Annotated in this window: 15 protein-coding genes; 6 read left to right on the forward strand and 9 right to left on the reverse strand. The window is 51.8% G+C overall.

What is annotated here, in order from left to right; translation table 11 throughout:
* Positions 1–122 precede the first annotated feature (122 nt).
* The 4 genes from CGC65_RS29345 to CGC65_RS29360 all read left to right on the forward strand — a co-directional run bounded on the left by CGC65_RS29345 (position 123) and on the right by CGC65_RS29360 (position 5,533).
* Positions 123–2,624, forward strand: a complete 2,502-nt coding sequence (locus CGC65_RS29345) for a glycoside hydrolase family 31 protein (protein ID WP_002569095.1) — start codon at positions 123–125, stop codon at positions 2,622–2,624.
* A gap of 67 nt (positions 2,625–2,691) precedes the next feature.
* Positions 2,692–3,717: a TRAP transporter substrate-binding protein gene (locus CGC65_RS29350; protein WP_002569096.1), complete on the forward strand. Its 1,026-nt coding sequence runs from the start codon at positions 2,692–2,694 to the stop codon at positions 3,715–3,717.
* A 14-nt stretch (positions 3,718–3,731) separates the two neighbouring features.
* On the forward strand, positions 3,732–4,232 hold the full coding sequence (locus CGC65_RS29355; protein WP_002569097.1) for a TRAP transporter small permease: 501 nt from the start codon (positions 3,732–3,734) through the stop codon (positions 4,230–4,232).
* On the forward strand, positions 4,232–5,533 hold the full coding sequence (locus CGC65_RS29360) for a TRAP transporter large permease (RefSeq protein WP_002569098.1): 1,302 nt from the start codon (positions 4,232–4,234) through the stop codon (positions 5,531–5,533). Before CGC65_RS29355 ends, CGC65_RS29360 begins: the two co-directional genes overlap by 1 nt.
* Positions 5,534–5,728: 195 nt before the next feature.
* Here the strand turns inward: CGC65_RS29360 and CGC65_RS29365 are convergent, their stop codons facing one another.
* From CGC65_RS29365 to CGC65_RS29375, 3 genes are read right to left on the reverse strand one after another with little or no spacing between them, the layout of a single operon-like run.
* Positions 5,729–6,451 (reverse strand): amino acid ABC transporter ATP-binding protein, encoded by a 723-nt coding sequence (locus tag CGC65_RS29365; RefSeq protein ID WP_002569099.1) that lies wholly within the window; start codon positions 6,449–6,451, stop codon positions 5,729–5,731.
* A complete protein-coding gene (locus tag CGC65_RS29370; RefSeq protein ID WP_002573031.1) occupies positions 6,435–7,103 on the reverse strand; it encodes an amino acid ABC transporter permease in 669 nt (222 codons plus the stop codon). The genes CGC65_RS29365 and CGC65_RS29370 overlap by 17 nt, the downstream gene beginning before the upstream one ends.
* A 25-nt stretch (positions 7,104–7,128) precedes the next feature.
* Positions 7,129–8,046 carry a substrate-binding periplasmic protein gene (locus CGC65_RS29375; RefSeq protein WP_002569101.1) on the reverse strand — a complete coding sequence of 306 codons (918 nt, stop codon included), beginning with the start codon at positions 8,044–8,046 and terminating at the stop codon, positions 7,129–7,131.
* Positions 8,047–8,363: 317 nt separating this feature from the next.
* On the opposite strand from CGC65_RS29375, the gene CGC65_RS29380 reads away from it, so the two are divergent.
* Both CGC65_RS29380 and CGC65_RS29385 read left to right on the forward strand, forming a co-directional pair.
* On the forward strand, positions 8,364–9,263 hold the full coding sequence (locus CGC65_RS29380) for a polysaccharide deacetylase family protein (RefSeq protein ID WP_002569102.1): 900 nt from the start codon (positions 8,364–8,366) through the stop codon (positions 9,261–9,263).
* Positions 9,260–10,093 carry a polysaccharide deacetylase family protein gene (locus tag CGC65_RS29385; RefSeq protein WP_002569103.1) on the forward strand — a complete coding sequence of 278 codons (834 nt, stop codon included), beginning with the start codon at positions 9,260–9,262 and terminating at the stop codon, positions 10,091–10,093. Before CGC65_RS29380 ends, CGC65_RS29385 begins: the two co-directional genes overlap by 4 nt.
* 163 nt (positions 10,094–10,256) lie before the next feature.
* On the opposite strand, the gene CGC65_RS29390 is transcribed toward CGC65_RS29385, so the two are convergent.
* The 6 genes from CGC65_RS29390 to gcvH form a co-directional block, all read right to left on the reverse strand.
* Complete coding sequence (locus CGC65_RS29390; protein WP_002569104.1) at positions 10,257–10,907, reverse strand: SOS response-associated peptidase; 651 nt, start codon at positions 10,905–10,907, stop codon at positions 10,257–10,259.
* 126 nt (positions 10,908–11,033) lie between these two features.
* A complete protein-coding gene (lpdA, locus tag CGC65_RS29395; RefSeq protein ID WP_002569105.1) occupies positions 11,034–12,488 on the reverse strand; it encodes a dihydrolipoyl dehydrogenase in 1,455 nt (484 codons plus the stop codon).
* Positions 12,489–12,523: 35 nt separating this feature from the next.
* Entirely contained in the window at positions 12,524–13,552 is a 1,029-nt protein-coding gene (locus tag CGC65_RS29400; RefSeq protein ID WP_002569106.1) for a lipoate--protein ligase, read from the reverse strand.
* A gap of 124 nt (positions 13,553–13,676) precedes the next feature.
* Positions 13,677–15,110 (reverse strand): aminomethyl-transferring glycine dehydrogenase subunit GcvPB, encoded by a 1,434-nt coding sequence (gene gcvPB, locus CGC65_RS29405; RefSeq protein WP_002569107.1) that lies wholly within the window; start codon positions 15,108–15,110, stop codon positions 13,677–13,679.
* Positions 15,107–16,474: an aminomethyl-transferring glycine dehydrogenase subunit GcvPA gene (gcvPA, locus tag CGC65_RS29410; RefSeq protein ID WP_002569108.1), complete on the reverse strand. Its 1,368-nt coding sequence runs from the start codon at positions 16,472–16,474 to the stop codon at positions 15,107–15,109. The genes gcvPB and gcvPA overlap by 4 nt, the downstream gene beginning before the upstream one ends.
* A gap of 52 nt (positions 16,475–16,526) precedes the next feature.
* The gene (gene gcvH, locus CGC65_RS29415; RefSeq protein ID WP_002569109.1) at positions 16,527–16,907 is read right to left on the reverse strand and encodes a glycine cleavage system protein GcvH; all 381 of its coding nucleotides are present in this window, start codon (positions 16,905–16,907) and stop codon (positions 16,527–16,529) included.
* Positions 16,908–16,951 lie beyond the last annotated feature (44 nt).

Below are 16,951 nucleotides of genomic sequence, written 5' to 3' on the forward strand. Positions count from 1 at the left end.
AATACAGCAAGATATGTTTAATTTCCACCATAATACTGCAAATATTGTCTAGTTTAGGCGGCCTTAATTCTATATGATAATAACATAAAACCGGTTGAAATAAAACAAGGAGGCAACAATTTATGAAGGTTTGTACGAATGCTTACACGGTCGCCAAAAAGGACAGTTACTTTTCAGTGATGACCAACAGTGTGGAAATCCGCATTCTTTTTCTGACAGATTCCATCCTGCGTATCAGGGCCGGATTTGACGGCGATTTCGCGGAGGAATCCTACAGCCTTGTGATGACAGCATGGGAAGACCGGATGGATGATTTCCTGAAGGGCCGCAGAACACGGGTGGAAGCGGCAGACGCAGTCCTGTCGGACGGGGACAGGGAGGCAGTAATTGAAGGACGTATTCTGAAGGTAGTGGTGGAGAAGGATCCGTTTCGCATCTGCGTGTATGACAAAGAGGGTACCCTGCTTCACGCCGACATCGTGGATTTGGCCTATATGGAGGACAGCAACCACCGCCGGATTCACACCAGTGAGATTTCACCGGAAGACTGTTTCTACGGCTTTGGTGAGAAGAGCGGCAGCTTCAACAAAGCCCAGAAATTCATGAGCATGAGCCCCAAAGACGCCATGGGATACAACCCCAGGGAAACCGATTCACTTTACAAACATATCCCCTTTTACATAAAATTAAACCGCGGAACCAGGAAGGCTGTGGGGTATTTCTACCACAACACCTGTGAGTGCGATTTTGATATGGGCCGCGAAAAGAGCAACTACTGGAAGCCCCACAGCCGTTACCGGACAGACGGCGGCGACATTGACCTCTTCCTCATTGCAGGCCCCTCCGTGCGTCAGGTCGTGGAGCGCTATACGGATCTCACCGGCAAATCAGCCATGCTTCCCCGGTATGCGCTTGGATACCTGGGATCCTCCATGTACTATCCGGAGCTGGATAATGACTGCGATGACGCTATCCTGGATTTCATCGACACCACTAGGGAAGAGAAGATACCGGTTGACGGTTTCCAGCTTTCCTCCGGCTACTGCACCGTGGAAACGGACAAAGGCATCAAGCGCTGCGTCTTTACCTGGAATAAAAAGCGCTTCAAGGACCCCAGGGAATTCTTTGCTCAGATGGAAAAGAGAGGAGTAACCGTGTCCCCTAACGTTAAGCCCGGCATCCTCCTGATTCATCCTAAGCTGGATGAGATGAAGGCCAAAGGCATGTTTATAAAGGCCAGCGACAGCGATGAACCCGGTATCGGAACATGGTGGGGCGGCAAGGGTGTGTTCGCAGACTTTACCAACCCCTCCACCCGGACTTACTGGAAGGAAATGCTTAAGGAAAATGTCCTGGAATACGGCACCAGCTCTGTGTGGAACGACAACTGTGAATATGACAGCCTGGTGGATAAGGACTGCCGATGTGATTTTGAGGGCAAGGGCGGTACCATCGGCCAGCTGAAGTCCGTCATGTCCAATATCATGTGCCATATCACGGATGAGGCTATTCACGAAACCTTCACCAACACCCGCCCTTATATCGTGTGCCGTTCCGGCCACTGCGGCATCCAGCGCTATGCCCAGACCTGGGCAGGAGACAACCTGACCTGCTGGGACTCCTTAAAATACAACATTGCAACCATCCTGGGCATGAGCCTTTCCGGCGTAGCCAACCAGGGCTGCGACATCGGCGGCTTCTACGGACCATCGCCGGAAGCAGAGCTTATGGTGCGCTGGATTCAAAACGGTATATTCCAGCCCCGTTTCTCCATCCACTCCACCAACACCGACAACACGGTGACAGAACCCTGGATGTACGGCGACTGTACGGATTACATCCTGGAGGCTATCGGACTGCGCTACCAGTTAAGTCCCTACCTCTACTCACTGATGGAGCGGGCCCATGAAACAGGACTTCCCATCATGGAGCCCATGTGCAGTGCATTCCAGGAAGATGTGAAGTGCTACGAGGAGGGCGTGGACTTTATGCTGGGTGATTCCCTGCTGGTGGCCAATGTGGTGGAAAAGGGCGCCGTCTCCAGAAAGGTATACCTGCCTGAAGGCGAAACCTTCTACGATTTCTATACAAGGGCCGCCTATGAGGGTGGACGCACCGTGGAGCTCCCTGTGGACCTGGGATCCATACCTCTGTTTGTGAGAAGCGGAGCCATTATTCCCATGGCGGAAGACAGGCTTGATAACCTAAAGACCCAGCAGGCAGAACACATACGAATCCTGTGCGCGGCCGACAGGGACGGCCGGTTTGAGCTCTATGAGGACGACGGCATTTCCATGGACTATGAAAAGGGAGGCTGCCTGAAGACCTCCATAACCATGACAGCCGGAGAACGCACTGTTTTGGATTTCCATCAGGAAGGCCATTATGAGACAGCCGTAAAGACGCTGTATCTGGATATGATACACCGTGAGAAAGCACCTTACTGGGTTAAGGCAGACGGCGAGACCATTCCTCATTTCCTCCACAGGAGAAAATTTGAGGATGCGGACTGCGGATGGTATTACAGCCAGAGGCTTAAGTCCGTTCAGATTAAATACCCTAATCCTAAGAAGGATTATCAGGTGATCGTATCTTTTGAGCAGTTCGACCTGATTGGTATGTAAAGACAGGCATTCGCTTCCCCTCCCGCTTACAGAGGGGAAGCCGCTACATAGAAAGGGGATATTGAAAATGAAAAAATTTGCAGCAGCAATGGCAGCGGCTTTGAGTCTGGCGGTACTGGGGCTTTCCGGGTGCGCCCAGAGCGGCGCCAAGACCAGCGCGGAGGCCTCAGCGGAAAATCCCATGGTGCTTACTCTGGCTCACGGCCTCAGCGAAACCCATACGGTACATATTGCGATGACGGAATTTGCAGACAAGGTGGAGGAACGGACAAACGGACGAATCCAGGTCCGCATCCTTCCAAACGGCCAGCTGGGTTCCGAAAATGAGAACATGGAGCAGCTGATGGCCGGTGTCATTTCCATGACCAAGGTATCTGCTCCCGGCCTTGCCACCTACAACGAATCCTATCACGCCTTCGGCCTTCCCTATATCTTTGACGATACGGAAGACTTTTACCATGTAATGGATTCTGATCCGATGCAGGACTTCTTCCTTTCCTCCTCTGACGACGGATTCGTCACCCTGACCTACTACACCTCAGGCGCCCGTTCCTTTTACACCAAGAACAAGGCAATCCGCACGCCGGCTGACTTAAAGGGGCTGAAAATCCGTGTACAGGATATGAAATCCCAGACTGATATGATGAAGGCCTTAGGCGGAATCCCGGTAGCCATGTCCTACGGCGATGTATATACCTCTCTCCAGACCGGCATTATCGACGGCACTGAGAACAATGAAACAGCACTTACCACCGGCAAACATGGCGAAATCTGCAAGGTATATTCCACAGACCAGCACGCCATGATTCCCGATGTAATGGTCATGAGCGCCAAGGTATGGAAGACCATCAGTCCCCAGGACCAGAACATCATCCTGGAAGCAGCCCGCGAATCCACGGAAAGCCACAAGATTGCATGGGATGCCGCCATTGATGAGGCCATCCAGGAGGCAGAGTCCCAGATGGGAGTGGAATTCGTAAACGATGTTGACAAAGATGCGTTCCGCCAGGCCACAAGCGGTATGATTGACGATTACTGCGCACAGTATCCGGGTGTGAAGGAACTGCTTGACACCATTGATTCGGTAGAATAAGGGGAGGTAATCACATGAATGAAATATTATCTGTCATCAAAAAGTGGATGACCCGTCTTTTAGCCGGCATAGCCACTGTGCTGCTGTCCGTTATGACCCTTCTGGTCCTGTACCAGGTATTTACACGCTACGTGCTCAACAGCCCGGCTGCCTTTACCGAGGAGCTGGTGCGTTACTTCCTGATTTGGACCGGTTTCATCGGAGCTGCCTATGCCTTCATCACCAGGGAACACATGTGCCTGGTGCTGGTGCGTGACAGCTTAAGCCCGGCAGGCCGCCGGATTCTGATGACAGTTATTGATGTGCTGATTCTGCTCTTTGCCGTCTTTGTCATCACCATAGGCGGATTCAAGCTGGCGTTAAGCGCCCAGAAGGTGTTCTCCGCGCTGCTGGGGATTCCCAGAAGCCTGGTATATGCCATGGCGCCCATCTCCGGACTGTTCATCATCCTGGCACAGATTATCAACATCTATGAGGATGTAACCGGAATCACCATAGAAGGAGGGAATGAGTAATGAGTATCGGACTTACAACAGTCATTCTGTTTGCGGTATTTGGCATCCTGCTGTTCCTCAGCTGCCCAATCTCCGTCAGCATCGTAATCGCATCCATCGTAACTGCCGTCTCCAGCCTGTCCTGGGACCAGATTACCTTCATCACCATGCAGAAGATGAACAGCGGCGTGGAGAGCTTCTCCCTGCTTGCCATCCCTCTCTTTATCCTGGCCGGCAACATCATGAATAACGGCGGAATCGCCAGACGCCTTGTCAACTTTGCCAAGCTGTTTGTGGGCTGGATTCCAGGTTCCCTGGCCCAGGCCAACATTGTGGGCAACATGCTCTTTGGCGCGCTGTCCGGTTCATCCGTGGCAGCTGCATCCGCCATGGGCGGCTGTATCTATCCCATCCAGAAAGACGAGGGCTACGACCCTGCCTTTGCCACAGCCGTCAACATTGCCTCGGCTCCCACCGGACTCCTGATCCCCCCTACCAGCGCATTCATCGTGTACTCCACGGTAGCAGGCGGCGTGTCCATATCCACTCTGTTCATGGCCGGATACATTCCCGGCATACTGATGGGCGTTGGCTCCATGGTGGTGGCTTTCATTTACGCCAAAAAGCATAAATATCCGGTATCCGGCCGCACCCCCATGAAGGAAGCCGTAAAAGTGACATTGGAAGCCATTCCCAGCCTGCTGCTCATCATCATTGTAATCGGCGGTATCGTGGGAGGCATCTTCACTGCCACTGAGGGAGCAGGTATCTGCGTGCTTTACTGCCTGATTCTTTCCATCTGTTACAAGAGCCTTACCGTGAAGTCCTTCATGAAGATTCTAGTAAGCAGCTCATGCACCAGCGGCATCATCCTGTTCCTGATATCCGCTTCCTCCGCCATGTCCTTTGTCATGGCATACTCAGGAATCCCGGCAGCCATCAGCGAGGGCATCATGTCCATATCCACCAACAAATACGTGATCCTGCTGCTGATGAACATAATCCTGATGGTTGTGGGAATGTTTATGGATATCACGCCGGCTATCCTGATTTTTACTCCTATTTTCCTTCCTATCGCCCAGAGTTTAGGAATGACTGACATTCAGTTCGGCGTCATGTTAATCTTCAATATGTGCCTGGGCAACATCACGCCTCCTGTTGGTTCCGTACTGTTCGTGGGCTGCGGCATCAGCAAAATCAGCATTGAACAGGTGACCAGAACGCTGCTTCCCTACTTTGCGGTACTGTTCCTCCTGCTTATGGCCGTTACCTATATACCGGCGCTGTCGCTGGGTATTCCGGGCCTGATGGGATTAATTTAGGGAAATCATAAGATGCGTTTTAGTATGCAACATAACAGCAGGCCGCCCGGGCATATTGCCCGGGCGGCCTGCTGTCTGTGTATTTCCCTGACCTGTTGGCTTTGGATCCTGTCCGCCTAACAATCACATGTGTTCTCAACATAATGAAGAAATTCAATCCGTTCAGGACTTACTCCTTCCTTATCCGTGCTTTCTCTACAGCACCTTCTCCAAAAATCCTCTGGCTCTGTCGCTCTTGGGATTCTTAAAGAACTCATCCGGGTTGGCGTCCTCCACTATCTGCCCGTCATCTATAAAACAGATGCGGTCCGATACCTCCCTGGCAAATCCCATCTCATGGGTTACCAGGGCCATGGTAATGCCTGTATGAGCCAGGTTCTTAATGACCTCCAGAACCTCCTTTACCATCTCCGGGTCCAGGGCGCTGGTGGGTTCATCAAACAGCATAATCTGCGGCTCCATGGCCAGGGCCCTGGCTATGGCAATTCTCTGCTTCTGGCCGCCGGACAGCTTTCCAGGATAGGCGTCCGCCTTCTCCACCAGACCCACCAGTTTCAGAAGCTCCAGGGCGTTTTCCGCTGCCTTGTCCTTTGGTATCTTGTTCACCTTCACCGGGGCATAGGTCATATTTTCCATGACCGTCATATGGGGAAACAGGTTAAAATGCTGGAACACCATGCCGATATTCTTTCTGACAGCCTGGATATCAGCCTTTGGAACCGTAATATCCGTACTGTCTATGAACACCTGACCCTTGGTGGGCTTTTCTAACAGGTTGATGCATCTTAAGATGGTGGACTTACCGGATCCTGAGGGACCAATCAGCGTAACCACCTGGCCCTTCTCAATATTCAGGTTAATCCCCTTTAATACTTCCAGGTTACCGAAGCTTTTATGCACATCACGAAACTCTATCACTTCTGTTCACCCACCTTTCCAGACGGCTGGCAACTGCCGACAATATCATGACAAATACGTAATAAATAACCGCAATGACCAGGTAGGGTTCAAAGAACCGGAAGGTCAGGACCGTAATCTGGTCCGCAGCCCTTAAAAGCTCCACCGCACCGATGTAGGACAGGATGGAAGACTCCTTTAACAGGGCAATGGCCTCATTTACCAGGCTGGGAAGTATGTGCTTCACAGCCTGCGGAATGATGATGTCCTTCATCATATCCCCATAGCCAATCCCCAGTGACATGGACGCCTCATACTGTCCCTTGTCCACACCCATGATTCCTCCACGGAATATTTCCGAGACATAGGCTGCGGAGTTCAGTGTAAATGTAAGGATTCCGGACTGGGTGGTGGTCAGTGTGAAACCCAGCAGCTGCGGCAGTCCAAAATGGACAATACACAGCTGTACCAGGAGAGGCGTTCCCCTGAAAATGGATGTATAAAACCTTCCGAACCATATGAGAGGTTTATATTTGCTGATTTTAACAAGAGCCAGTACGATGCCCAGCAAAAACCCCAGCACGGCGCAGATTGCCGTAATCTTCAGGGTGAGCAGTGCTCCATGGTATAGGAATGGCCAGTATTGCCAAACGCTGGTAAAATCTAATTTCATATGTGCAGCCCCTTTTTACATTGCCTTAGTCCAGGATGAACTGTTCGCTTAAATGGCTTGCGATGATATCATCCAGTTCTCCGTTTTCCATCATTTCCTTCAGTGTGTTGTTAAATGTCTCATAGTAAGGGGATTCCTTGGGGAAACCGATGGCAAAACAGTCATCATCCACCTTATCCATAAGGCTCAGTTTAAGCCCCTCGTTGTTCTTTAAGAACTCTGTTGCGCCTGCGCCGTCAACGATACACGCGTCGGCCCTCTTACTCTTTACTTCCTCGATACAGGCAGGGCTGCCCTGGATGCCAACGGTCACCGCCCCTTCCACGCTCTCCGCTACCTGCTGGTAGTTGGTGCCGAACACATAGGCAATCTTCTTACCCTTCAGAGAATCCAAATCCGGGTAATTATCCTCTGCCCTGTACACAATGGCATTTCTGGGATAGAAGAAGATTTCGCTGAAATCCAGTGTTTTCTCCCTCTCTGCCGTAGGCGCCATACCGCCGCTGCAGAAATCAATCTGGCCGGCCTGGATAGCAGCCATCAGGCTCTTAAAGGGCATGTCCACAAATTCCACCTGGCCGCCGTTTTTTTCCACAACAGCCTTTACAATATCAATATTCATACCTACATAGGTCTTGCTTCCGTCTGCCGCCATCTCGATGGATTCAAACGGAACAAAGGTAGCGGAACAGCCCACCTTCACGGTTTTGCCGGAAAATGGATTCTCTGTGGCAGTGTCCGCGGAATTCTCTCCTGCTTCATCTGACTTCTCCTCAGCTCCTGCCGCCGGGGTCTCCGCCGCGTCCTTACCTGCCCCGTCCTTGTCCGCAGCCTCCTGGGCGGCGGCCTGAGAAACGGCCGTGGTGGCATCTGCCCCGCCGGAACATGCGGTGAGTGCGCCTGCTGTCAGAACAGCGCACAGCAATAGTGCAATTTTTTTCATAATAATTCTCCTCTCTGTTATATGTATATAAAAATAAAAAGTCTGCTTTCTGCAAACCTTATCCCTTCCCTCTGCCTGACCGGCATTAATAAAGGAAGAACTTGCATAATCATAGCATAAATATACATCAGATTCAATAGATTCCGGGCTTTTTTCTGCCCCTGTCTATGGCCTTTCCCACCCTTGTCCCCCTAATTCTCACTCTGTGTCTTACTCCGTAATACCAGATTTATCCAACCTGGCCCATGCCTTTGGTTGACTTACCAACTGTCCATGTTATAATGAAAACCAGAAATGAATAAAAGGAGCAATTTACCATGTCATATGAAATAGACGGCAGGACAAACGGACCTGCCATAACCTGGCCCGGACGCGCCAGGATTGCTGTCATGGTCACATTTGATTTTGACGCAGAATACCTGCGCATGTCCAGGGCTGCCTCCAAAGGTACCACCATCGGATTCACGGATTATTCCCGGGGCCAGTACGGTCCCCGAGAAGGTCTGAAACGGTGTCTGGATATGCTGGACACCCATGATATTAAATCCACCTTCTTTGTGCCGGGAATCGTTGCGGAAAAATACACTGCCCAGGTGGAATCCATCCATGCCAGAGGCCATGAAATCGCCTGTCACGGGTATATGCATGAATCCGTCCGCGGCATATCCGCGGAAGAAGAAACTGAAATACTGGAAAAAAGCGAGGCTATACTAAAACGCATCACGGGACGGCGTCCCGTGGGACACAGGGGGCCTGAGAGCATCATCCATCCATTTACCCCTGAGCTGCTGGCACAGCGCGGTTACCTGTACAGTTCCTCCATGAAAGACTGCGACTGGGCATATCTATGGGAAAAGGACGGGCAGGTCCTTCCGCTGGTGGAGCTGCCGTGTGATATTACCATGGATGACTTTACCTATTTTTATTTCACCTTCAGCGACCCTGCTGTGCGCTCCATGTATACCAACCGGGAAGTATTCGGAAACTGGAAGGATGAGTTCGACGGCCTTGTGGAAGAGGGAAATAAAATCTTTATCCTGAAGCTTCATCCCCAGATGATAGGACGCGCCAGCCGGATTGCCGCCCTGGGAAACTTCATTGCCTATATGAAGCGCCACGGCGCCTGGATTACCACCTGCGAGGAAGCGGCGCGGTATGTACTGGCACAGGCAGAAGCCAATCAGGAGAATCCTGAAAAAGGAGGTGCAGCCCTATGATGACCTGGCCTGACAACAAGCGTATCGCTGTCATGATGGCATTTGATCTGGACGCAGAGACCATGTGGACCACCAGAGGCGACGGCAACCATGACCATATAACCAACTTATCCCGGGGCGCATACGGCCCCAAGCAGGGCGTACCCAGAATCCTGGACATGCTGGATGTGTATGGGGTAAAGGCAACCTTTTTCATTCCCGGCGTTATAGCGGAACATTATCCCCTGGTGGTAAAGGAAATCAGCCGCAGGGGCCATGAAATCGGATTTCACGGATACCTCCATGAGGAATCCACCGCCACTTCCTACGAGGAGGAAGATGCCACCATGACCCGCTGCGAGACCATTATAAAGGATCTGACCGGACAGTCCATAGCAGGACACCGCGGACCGGGTGGCGTGATACACGATTACAGCCTGAGACTGTTTCTGGAGCACGGCTACCTATACAGCTCCAATTGGAGGGACTCCGACGGTCCCTTTATCCATACCATAGACGGCCGGCAGGTTCCTCTGGTAGAGCTTCCCAAGGATTCTATTTTTGACGATACCGCATACGATTTTTACACGGATTCTGCTCCGGAACGGTATGAACTGAAATCCCCCCGGGAAATGTTAGAAATCTGGAAGGATGAATTTGATTCCCTGGCAGCGGAAGGCAGGATGATTAACTTTGTCCTCCATCCACAGTTCATAGGACGCGCCAGCCGGGTAAACATGCTCAGTGAGCTTATAGGCTATATGCTGTCCCATGGGGCCTGGATTGATACCAACCGGGCAGTGGCGGAGTATGTGCTGGAAAACCGGGATTTATTAAAGCCTGACAGATAAATCTTATCCCCGCTTTATCTGCTCTGGGCCAACTTTCATAAAACATAACAGCAGGCGCCTCCTTTCAGACTCACGTCAAAAGGAGGCGCCCTCATGTTCAGATAACCATATTCAAATAACCAATTTCAGATAAGCCCATCCATATGCTCATATCATATACATCTCAGAACAAGGTCTGCTGCTCATACTCACAATCCCTTTCCAGCTGGGGCGGTTCCTGGCCCAGCAGTTCCTTTGTCTTTGCACTGTCCAGAATCCATTCCCTAACCTGTTCCCTCTCAAGAACCAGAGGCATACGGCTGTGGACAGGGGCCATGGACGCATTGGCCTGGGTGGTCAGTATAACGAAGTGTTCCCCGTCCTCATACCTGCCATAAAATCCTGCCAGGAACAGAATCCGGCTCCCTTCCTTAGTGAATGTAAATTTCTCTTTATTCTTATTCCACTCATAAAACCAAGAAACCGGGATCACTGCCCGGCGCATGCTCACACTGTCCCGGAACATCCGCTTTTCAAACACCGACTCTGACCTGGCATTAAAAACCAGCCCCTTTCCGCCCGGCCCGGGATACCCCCATTTCTGCCTGCAGACCCGCAGACTCCCGCCCCGGCCCGCGTAAGAAGCTGTCCCGGCGTTCTTTGCCGGGGCCGGTACATTAGATGCCTCTTCCAGGGCTGCCACAATGACCGGCGCCATGTCGCCCGGATGGATGTCCCGGTCCAGAACTCCCAGTTCCAGTTTCCAGTCCTTCTGCTCCGTTATGTCTCTTATCTCATCTAATAACTCCGCGCTGAAATGATATCTGCCGCACATGAAATTCCTGCCCGCCTTTCCTGAGTATTCCATTCCTATGGCGGCATTTTGTCCGCCTACTGTATTATATACCCAAACCCTTAAAAATCAATGCAGGCAGTGAGCAGGAACGCAGCCAAAGCTCCATTACCTCACAGCTTCCAGTATCCCCTCACTGAATGTGGGGTGAGGGAATATAACCTTAGCCATATCCTCCAGCGTCAGCCCGTTGGCCATAGCCACCGCAAACTGGCTGATCATATCCGTGGCCCTGGCACACATCATCTGGGCGCCCAGGATGCGGTGTGAACCGCTGTCCGCCACCACCTTTATAAATCCCCTCTCCTGCTGGGACAGAATAGACTTGCCGTTGGCAGACATGATATACTTCTTTGTCACTGCTTCCATTCCCCGGGCCTTGGCCTCATCTGCGCTGATTCCCACGCAGCCGATTTCCGGATTGGTATACACACAGGACGGAATGATATCCGTGCGGATCACCATATCCTCTCCTGCCATATGCGCCACTGCGTTTCTGCCCTGGGCAGTGGCTGCATGGGCCAGCTGAATGCCGCCCGTCACATCGCCAATGGCATATATGCCCGGTACGCTGGTTTCATATTTTTCATCCGTGATAATACGCCCGCGTTCCATGGCCATATCCTTCACTTCCCGGCTGCTTTCATCGGTTATAAGACCGCCTGTATAAGCCCTGCGGCCCGTAGCGATAAGGATGCCGTCCGCCCTGGCCTCGCAGGGTTTGTCCTTTTCCGTATATCGGCATATAAGTCCTTTTCCATCCTCTGTCTGAAGGATCTCCTCCACCTTTGCCCCCGTATGGATATCCACATTTCTTTTCTTCATAATCATTTTCAGGTTCTGGGCAATTTCCTTATCCATGGTGGGCAGAATACGGTCCAGGGCCTCAATAACAGTCACACCATGGCCCAGGGAACTGTATACAGACGCAAATTCCATACCGATTACTCCGCCGCCTATAATAATCAGATGTTCAAACATATCCTTTTTGTCCAGCAGACCGTCACTGGTGACCACTCCCGGCAGGGATGAGCCTGGTATGGGCGGGCACGCGGGAACGGAACCAGTGGCAATGAGAATATGGCTGGTTTCCAGAACCACCTGGTCCTGTTTCTGTCCGCCCGGTTGTTCCTCTGATTTCCCCTCCGGTTTGCCTTCCGATTTTCCCTCTGATGTATCCTCAGCCGCCGCCACCTTTACATGCTCCCTGTCCAGTATGGTTCCCGTACCGTAATAAACTGAAATCTTGTTGGTTTTCATAAGGGAGGCAATGCCCTTTCTCAGCTGTTCCAGCACTTCATCCTTTCGTTTCTGGACCATCTCCATGTCAACCGCGGGTTCCCGGACCGTCAGGCCGATGGATGGCCCTGACTGTAATTCATGGTACAGCTCTGCTGTGTGGATGATTGTTTTGGTGGGAATGCATCCCCGGTTCAGGCAGGTGCCTCCCAGCTCACGGTTTTCCACCAGAGCGACCTTCATTCCCTTTTGAACCCCTTCAATGGCGGCCTCATATCCGCCCGGCCCCGCGCCAATCACCACCAAATCAAATTTGTCAGCCATATAAACCTAACCTCTCTTCCATTTATGTTCTGCGTTTACAGCGATTCCCTCACAAGGGTCATGATATCCTCTTTTATCCGGCATGACTGCGGTTCATCCGCGCCCGTATATTCCCCTGCCTGAAACGCGTCTGTTCCCATGGCTTTTACCGCCCTGCATATATCCTCCTCCGCATAGGCGCAGCCCTTAAGCTGTTCAGCCAGCATTCCGATCATCTCCTGGTCCATGGCGTCTGAAAATACATTCACATCCTGTATCATGCCTTCATCCACATGAAACTGTATCTGGATATTGCCCCATGGAAACCGTTTCTCCATTTCATACTCAAAGGGGATCTTCCTTCCGTATTTCCACTGCCAGGAAGCAAATTTCTCTGTCCGGGCATCTATGTCCGGCTGAGGCAGCTCCCCTTCCTCCATCCTTACGGCAGGCTGACCATAAACCTTGGAAAATGCCTCCACCAACGCCGACTTTACTTCCTCCAATGTGATATCCGGCTTAAACTCGCATAAATTGGCCACCCTGGACTTTACAGAGGTCACTCCTTTGGAGGCCAGCTTCTCTTTTGATACATTCAGATACCGCGACATATTTTCCTTGTCCGCCCGTATCAGTATGGTTCCGTGATGGTAGCAGCCGTCCCCTGTTCTGTAAAATGCGTTGCCTGAGAACTTGCGTCCATCCACCGTGATATCATTACGCCCCGTCTTCTCAGCATGGATTCCCAGACTCCTTACGGCTTCCAGTATTACATCCAGCTGCCGTGAAACATCATAATCGCCGGCGCCCACAATAAATGTAAAATTCAGATTCCCCAGATCGTGGAACACCGCGCCTCCGCCGGAGAGCCGGCGCACTAAATATCCGTTCTCCTGTTCCAGGAAATTCACCCTGCATTCCCTCCAGCAATTCTGGTTCTTTCCTATCACCACCGTATGGCGGTTCTGCCACAGATACAGAATGCAGGTTCCCTGGGGAACATGAAGGGTCATGTATTCCTCCATGGCCAGATTCCGGTAGGGGTATGTATTATCTGTCTCCATCCACACAAGTCTGTTTATCATGTCAGTCTCCATTCTATAGAAAGGCTGCCTGGGCAGCCCCTTCCCCGGCCATGTACGGATATCCGGGATATCCATACATAACCAGGGACATGCCGGCTGTCCAGGCAGTCCTATTTCATTTTCATCATTCCCATGTATAGCGCAGTACCGGCTTACGGGCCGCCGTAACCTCATCCGGTCTTCCAATCGGTGTAAGGTGGGGCGCACTGTGAAGTGCCTCAGGATCTGCCAGGGCCTGCTCGTAAATCTTATGGAATACCTCGATTGCCTCATCCAGTGTCTCCCTGGACTCTGTCTCAGTAGGCTCCACCATCAGCGCCTCATGTACAATCAGCGGGAAGTACATGGTCGGCGGATGGATGCCGTAATCCAGAAGGGCCTTGGCGATATCCATAGCGGATATATCCTTGTCATGCTTCATCTTCTCCAGACTCATGACAAACTCATGCATGCAGGTCTCGTTGTAGGCCATGTCATAGACATCCGACAGCTTCACCCTCATATAGTTGGCATTCAGCACTGCATTGCGGGCAGCCTCCGGGATGCCCTCCTTTCCAAGGGTCAGGATATAGGACAATGCCTTAACCACCACCAGGAAGTTGCCGTAGAACATCTTCACATCCCCAAGGGAATCCTGCGCCTTCACAAAGTGGTATGTATCCTCTTCCTTTTCCACACGCACGCCAGGTATAAAGGGCTTTAAGATTTCCTTGCAGCCCACAGGACCGCTTCCTGGCCCGCCGCCGCCGTGAGGTGTGGAGAATGTCTTGTGCAGGTTCAGATGGACCACGTCAAATCCCATGTCACCCGGCCGCACAATGCCCATAACCGCGTTCAGGTTGGCGCCGTCATAATAGCACAGTCCGCCTGCATCATGTACGATTTTGGTAATCTCCAGAATGTTCTTGTCAAATAATCCCACGGTATTGGGGTTGGTCAGCATCAGACCGGCTGTGTCCTCCCCTACCGCTGCCTTTAACTGCTCCAGATCCACGCAGCCGTCCTCCCTGGACGGAATGCTCACCACGTCGTAGCCGCACATGGACGCACTGGCCGGATTGGTTCCGTGGGCAGAGTCGGGAACAATAATTTTGGTACGTTTGGTGTCATTGTGATGTACATGGTATGCCTTGATTAAAAGCAGTCCTGTAAACTCACCGTGTGCGCCTGCTGCCGGCTGGAATGTCATTGCATCCATGCCCGTGATTTCGCAGAGATATTTCTCCGCCAGATATAAAACTTCCATGGAACCCTGCACCGTAGCCTCCGGCTGCAGCGGATGGACTCCCCTAAAACCCTTTAAAGCGGCTGCTTCCTCATTTACCTTGGGATTGTACTTCATGGTACAGGAACCCAGAGGATAGAAACCGTCGTTGACACCGTGGGAACGCTTTGCCAGCTCCGTATAATGGCGGCTTATTTCATTTTCCGACATGTGCGGAAGGCGGGGCTGTTTCTCACGGATATGTGCTTTTTCAAAAGATACCTGTGGCACGTCACAGGGACTGATTAAATCCAGTCTTCTCCCGGCTGACCCTTTTTCAAATACAAGTTTCATGAACCGCACACCTCCTTTTGTCCGCATTCCCTGTGAAGCGCCTCCCGTACAGCAGAGGCAAGTTCATCCATCTCTTCCCTGGTGTTCATCTCCGTAGCGCACCAGAGGATTTCCCTGTCGGAAAGCGGCAGTCCGCCCAGGATTCCCTTGCTTTCCAATGCCCTTAAAATGTGGGCGCTGTCCGTGCACCCGCCCTCAGGGCTTACGGTAACGAACTCATGGAAAAATTCACAGTTATGCTTTGGCTCAAGTCCTGCTTCCTTTAATACATCCCTGAGATAGTGGGCCTTGGACATGCACTGGCCTGCTGCCTTAGCCATACCGTCTGCTCCCATGGCTGTCATATATACAGAGGCGGTCAGAGCGCACCATGCCTGGTTGGAGCACACGTTGGAGCTGGCCTTCTCACGGCGTATATGCTGTTCACGGGCCTGGAGAGTAAGAACAAATGCCCTTCGTCCCTCATGATCGGCTGTCTCGCCTACAATACGGCCCGGAAGCTTCCTGGTCATGGCTGCCGTGGCTGTCATAAAGCCCAGATAAGGTCCTCCAAACGCCAGAGGCATGCCAAGAGGCTGGCCGTCGCCCACAGCGATATCCGCCCCGTATTCTGCCGGGGTCTTCATAACAGCCAGGGCCATGGGGTTGCAGCCCATGATGTACTTGGCGCCGGCCTCATGGACGATGCGGCCCAGGGCGTCCCCGTCCTCTATATTGCCGTAATAGTTGGGCTGCTGCACATAGAAGCAGGCGGCCTGGGGGTCTGCCTTCAGCATCTCTTCCAGAGCTGCCCCATCCGTTACCCCGTCTTTTTCCGGAACCATAACAACCTTTGTATTGCTGCCAAAGCAGTATGTCTTCATGACCTCGATAACGCCCGGATTTGCAGCCGCAGAAATATAGGCTGTGGTTTTCTTTCTCTCCTTACACATGGCAATGGCTTCCGCCGCAGCCGTGGCACCGTCGTATATGGATGCATTGGAGGCGTCCATTCCTGTGAGTTCACAGAGCATGGTCTGATACTCGAATATGGACTGGAGGATGCCCTGGCTGATTTCCGCCTGATAAGGCGTATAGGCAGTGACAAACTCCTCTTTTGACGTCACGTTTGAAACAATGGCAGGTATGTAGTGGTTATAAGCCCCTGCCCCCCTGAAAATATGGCGGAACACAACATTCTTACCGGCTATGTCCTCCATTCTTGCCTTAACTGCCTGCTCGCTGAGTCCTGAAGGGATATTGACCCCTTCCTTCAGCATTACCTCATCCGGTATATGGGAGAACATCTCCTCAAAGCTGGCATATCCAATCTCACGAAGCATCTCCTGCTGCTCCTGCTTCGTACCTGGTACATAACTTCCCATATAATCTCACCTCACCTCTCATGGGATGGAATACCTTCCCCGCCTTAATCCCCTAATCCAGGGTCTTCACATATTCCTCATACTCTGCCGCGCTCATTAACTGCGCTGTGCCGGTTACATTCTCCACCTTCATGAACCATGCCTCATAAGGCGCCTCGTTGATGGATTCCGGGGCGTCTAACAGTACCTCGTTGATCTCGGCCACTGTGCCGCTTACCGGTGAATACACATCGGATACAGCCTTTACGGATTCCACATCTGCAAACGGCTCTCCCTCTGTCACCTCGTCCCCTGCTTCCGGCAGGTTTACGAATACCAGATCCCCAAGAGCGTCCTGTGCATAATCAGACACTCCCACTAAAACCGTGCCGTCCTCCAGGGTCTTTACCCACTCATGTGACTTTGCATACTTTAAATCTTCTGGAAAATTCATTCTTAATACCTCCTTGAACATGCTGTTCTTTATTATATTTTAAA

Origin of the sequence: Enterocloster bolteae, from assembly GCF_002234575.2 — a bacterium.
Classification (GTDB): domain Bacteria; phylum Bacillota; class Clostridia; order Lachnospirales; family Lachnospiraceae; genus Enterocloster; species Enterocloster bolteae.

What these genes read in the sequence shown, in the direction of transcription:
- CGC65_RS29350 (WP_002569096.1), top strand. Translation starts at nt 2,692, where the DNA reads ATGAAAAAATTTGCAGCAGCAATGGCAGCGGCTTTGAGTCTGGCGGTA.
- CGC65_RS29400 (WP_002569106.1), bottom strand. Translation starts at nt 13,552, where the DNA reads ATGATAAACAGACTTGTGTGGATGGAGACAGATAATACATACCCCTAC.
- lpdA (WP_002569105.1), bottom strand. Translation starts at nt 12,488, where the DNA reads ATGGCTGACAAATTTGATTTGGTGGTGATTGGCGCGGGGCCGGGCGGA.
- CGC65_RS29380 (WP_002569102.1), top strand. Translation starts at nt 8,364, where the DNA reads ATGTCATATGAAATAGACGGCAGGACAAACGGACCTGCCATAACCTGG.
- CGC65_RS29390 (WP_002569104.1), bottom strand. Translation starts at nt 10,907, where the DNA reads ATGTGCGGCAGATATCATTTCAGCGCGGAGTTATTAGATGAGATAAGA.
- CGC65_RS29360 (WP_002569098.1), top strand. Translation starts at nt 4,232, where the DNA reads ATGAGTATCGGACTTACAACAGTCATTCTGTTTGCGGTATTTGGCATC.
- gcvPA (WP_002569108.1), bottom strand. Translation starts at nt 16,474, where the DNA reads ATGGGAAGTTATGTACCAGGTACGAAGCAGGAGCAGCAGGAGATGCTT.
- gcvH (WP_002569109.1), bottom strand. Translation starts at nt 16,907, where the DNA reads ATGAATTTTCCAGAAGATTTAAAGTATGCAAAGTCACATGAGTGGGTA.
- gcvPB (WP_002569107.1), bottom strand. Translation starts at nt 15,110, where the DNA reads ATGAAACTTGTATTTGAAAAAGGGTCAGCCGGGAGAAGACTGGATTTA.
- CGC65_RS29370 (WP_002573031.1), bottom strand. Translation starts at nt 7,103, where the DNA reads ATGAAATTAGATTTTACCAGCGTTTGGCAATACTGGCCATTCCTATAC.
- CGC65_RS29345 (WP_002569095.1), top strand. Translation starts at nt 123, where the DNA reads ATGAAGGTTTGTACGAATGCTTACACGGTCGCCAAAAAGGACAGTTAC.
- CGC65_RS29375 (WP_002569101.1), bottom strand. Translation starts at nt 8,046, where the DNA reads ATGAAAAAAATTGCACTATTGCTGTGCGCTGTTCTGACAGCAGGCGCA.
- CGC65_RS29385 (WP_002569103.1), top strand. Translation starts at nt 9,260, where the DNA reads ATGATGACCTGGCCTGACAACAAGCGTATCGCTGTCATGATGGCATTT.
- CGC65_RS29355 (WP_002569097.1), top strand. Translation starts at nt 3,732, where the DNA reads ATGAATGAAATATTATCTGTCATCAAAAAGTGGATGACCCGTCTTTTA.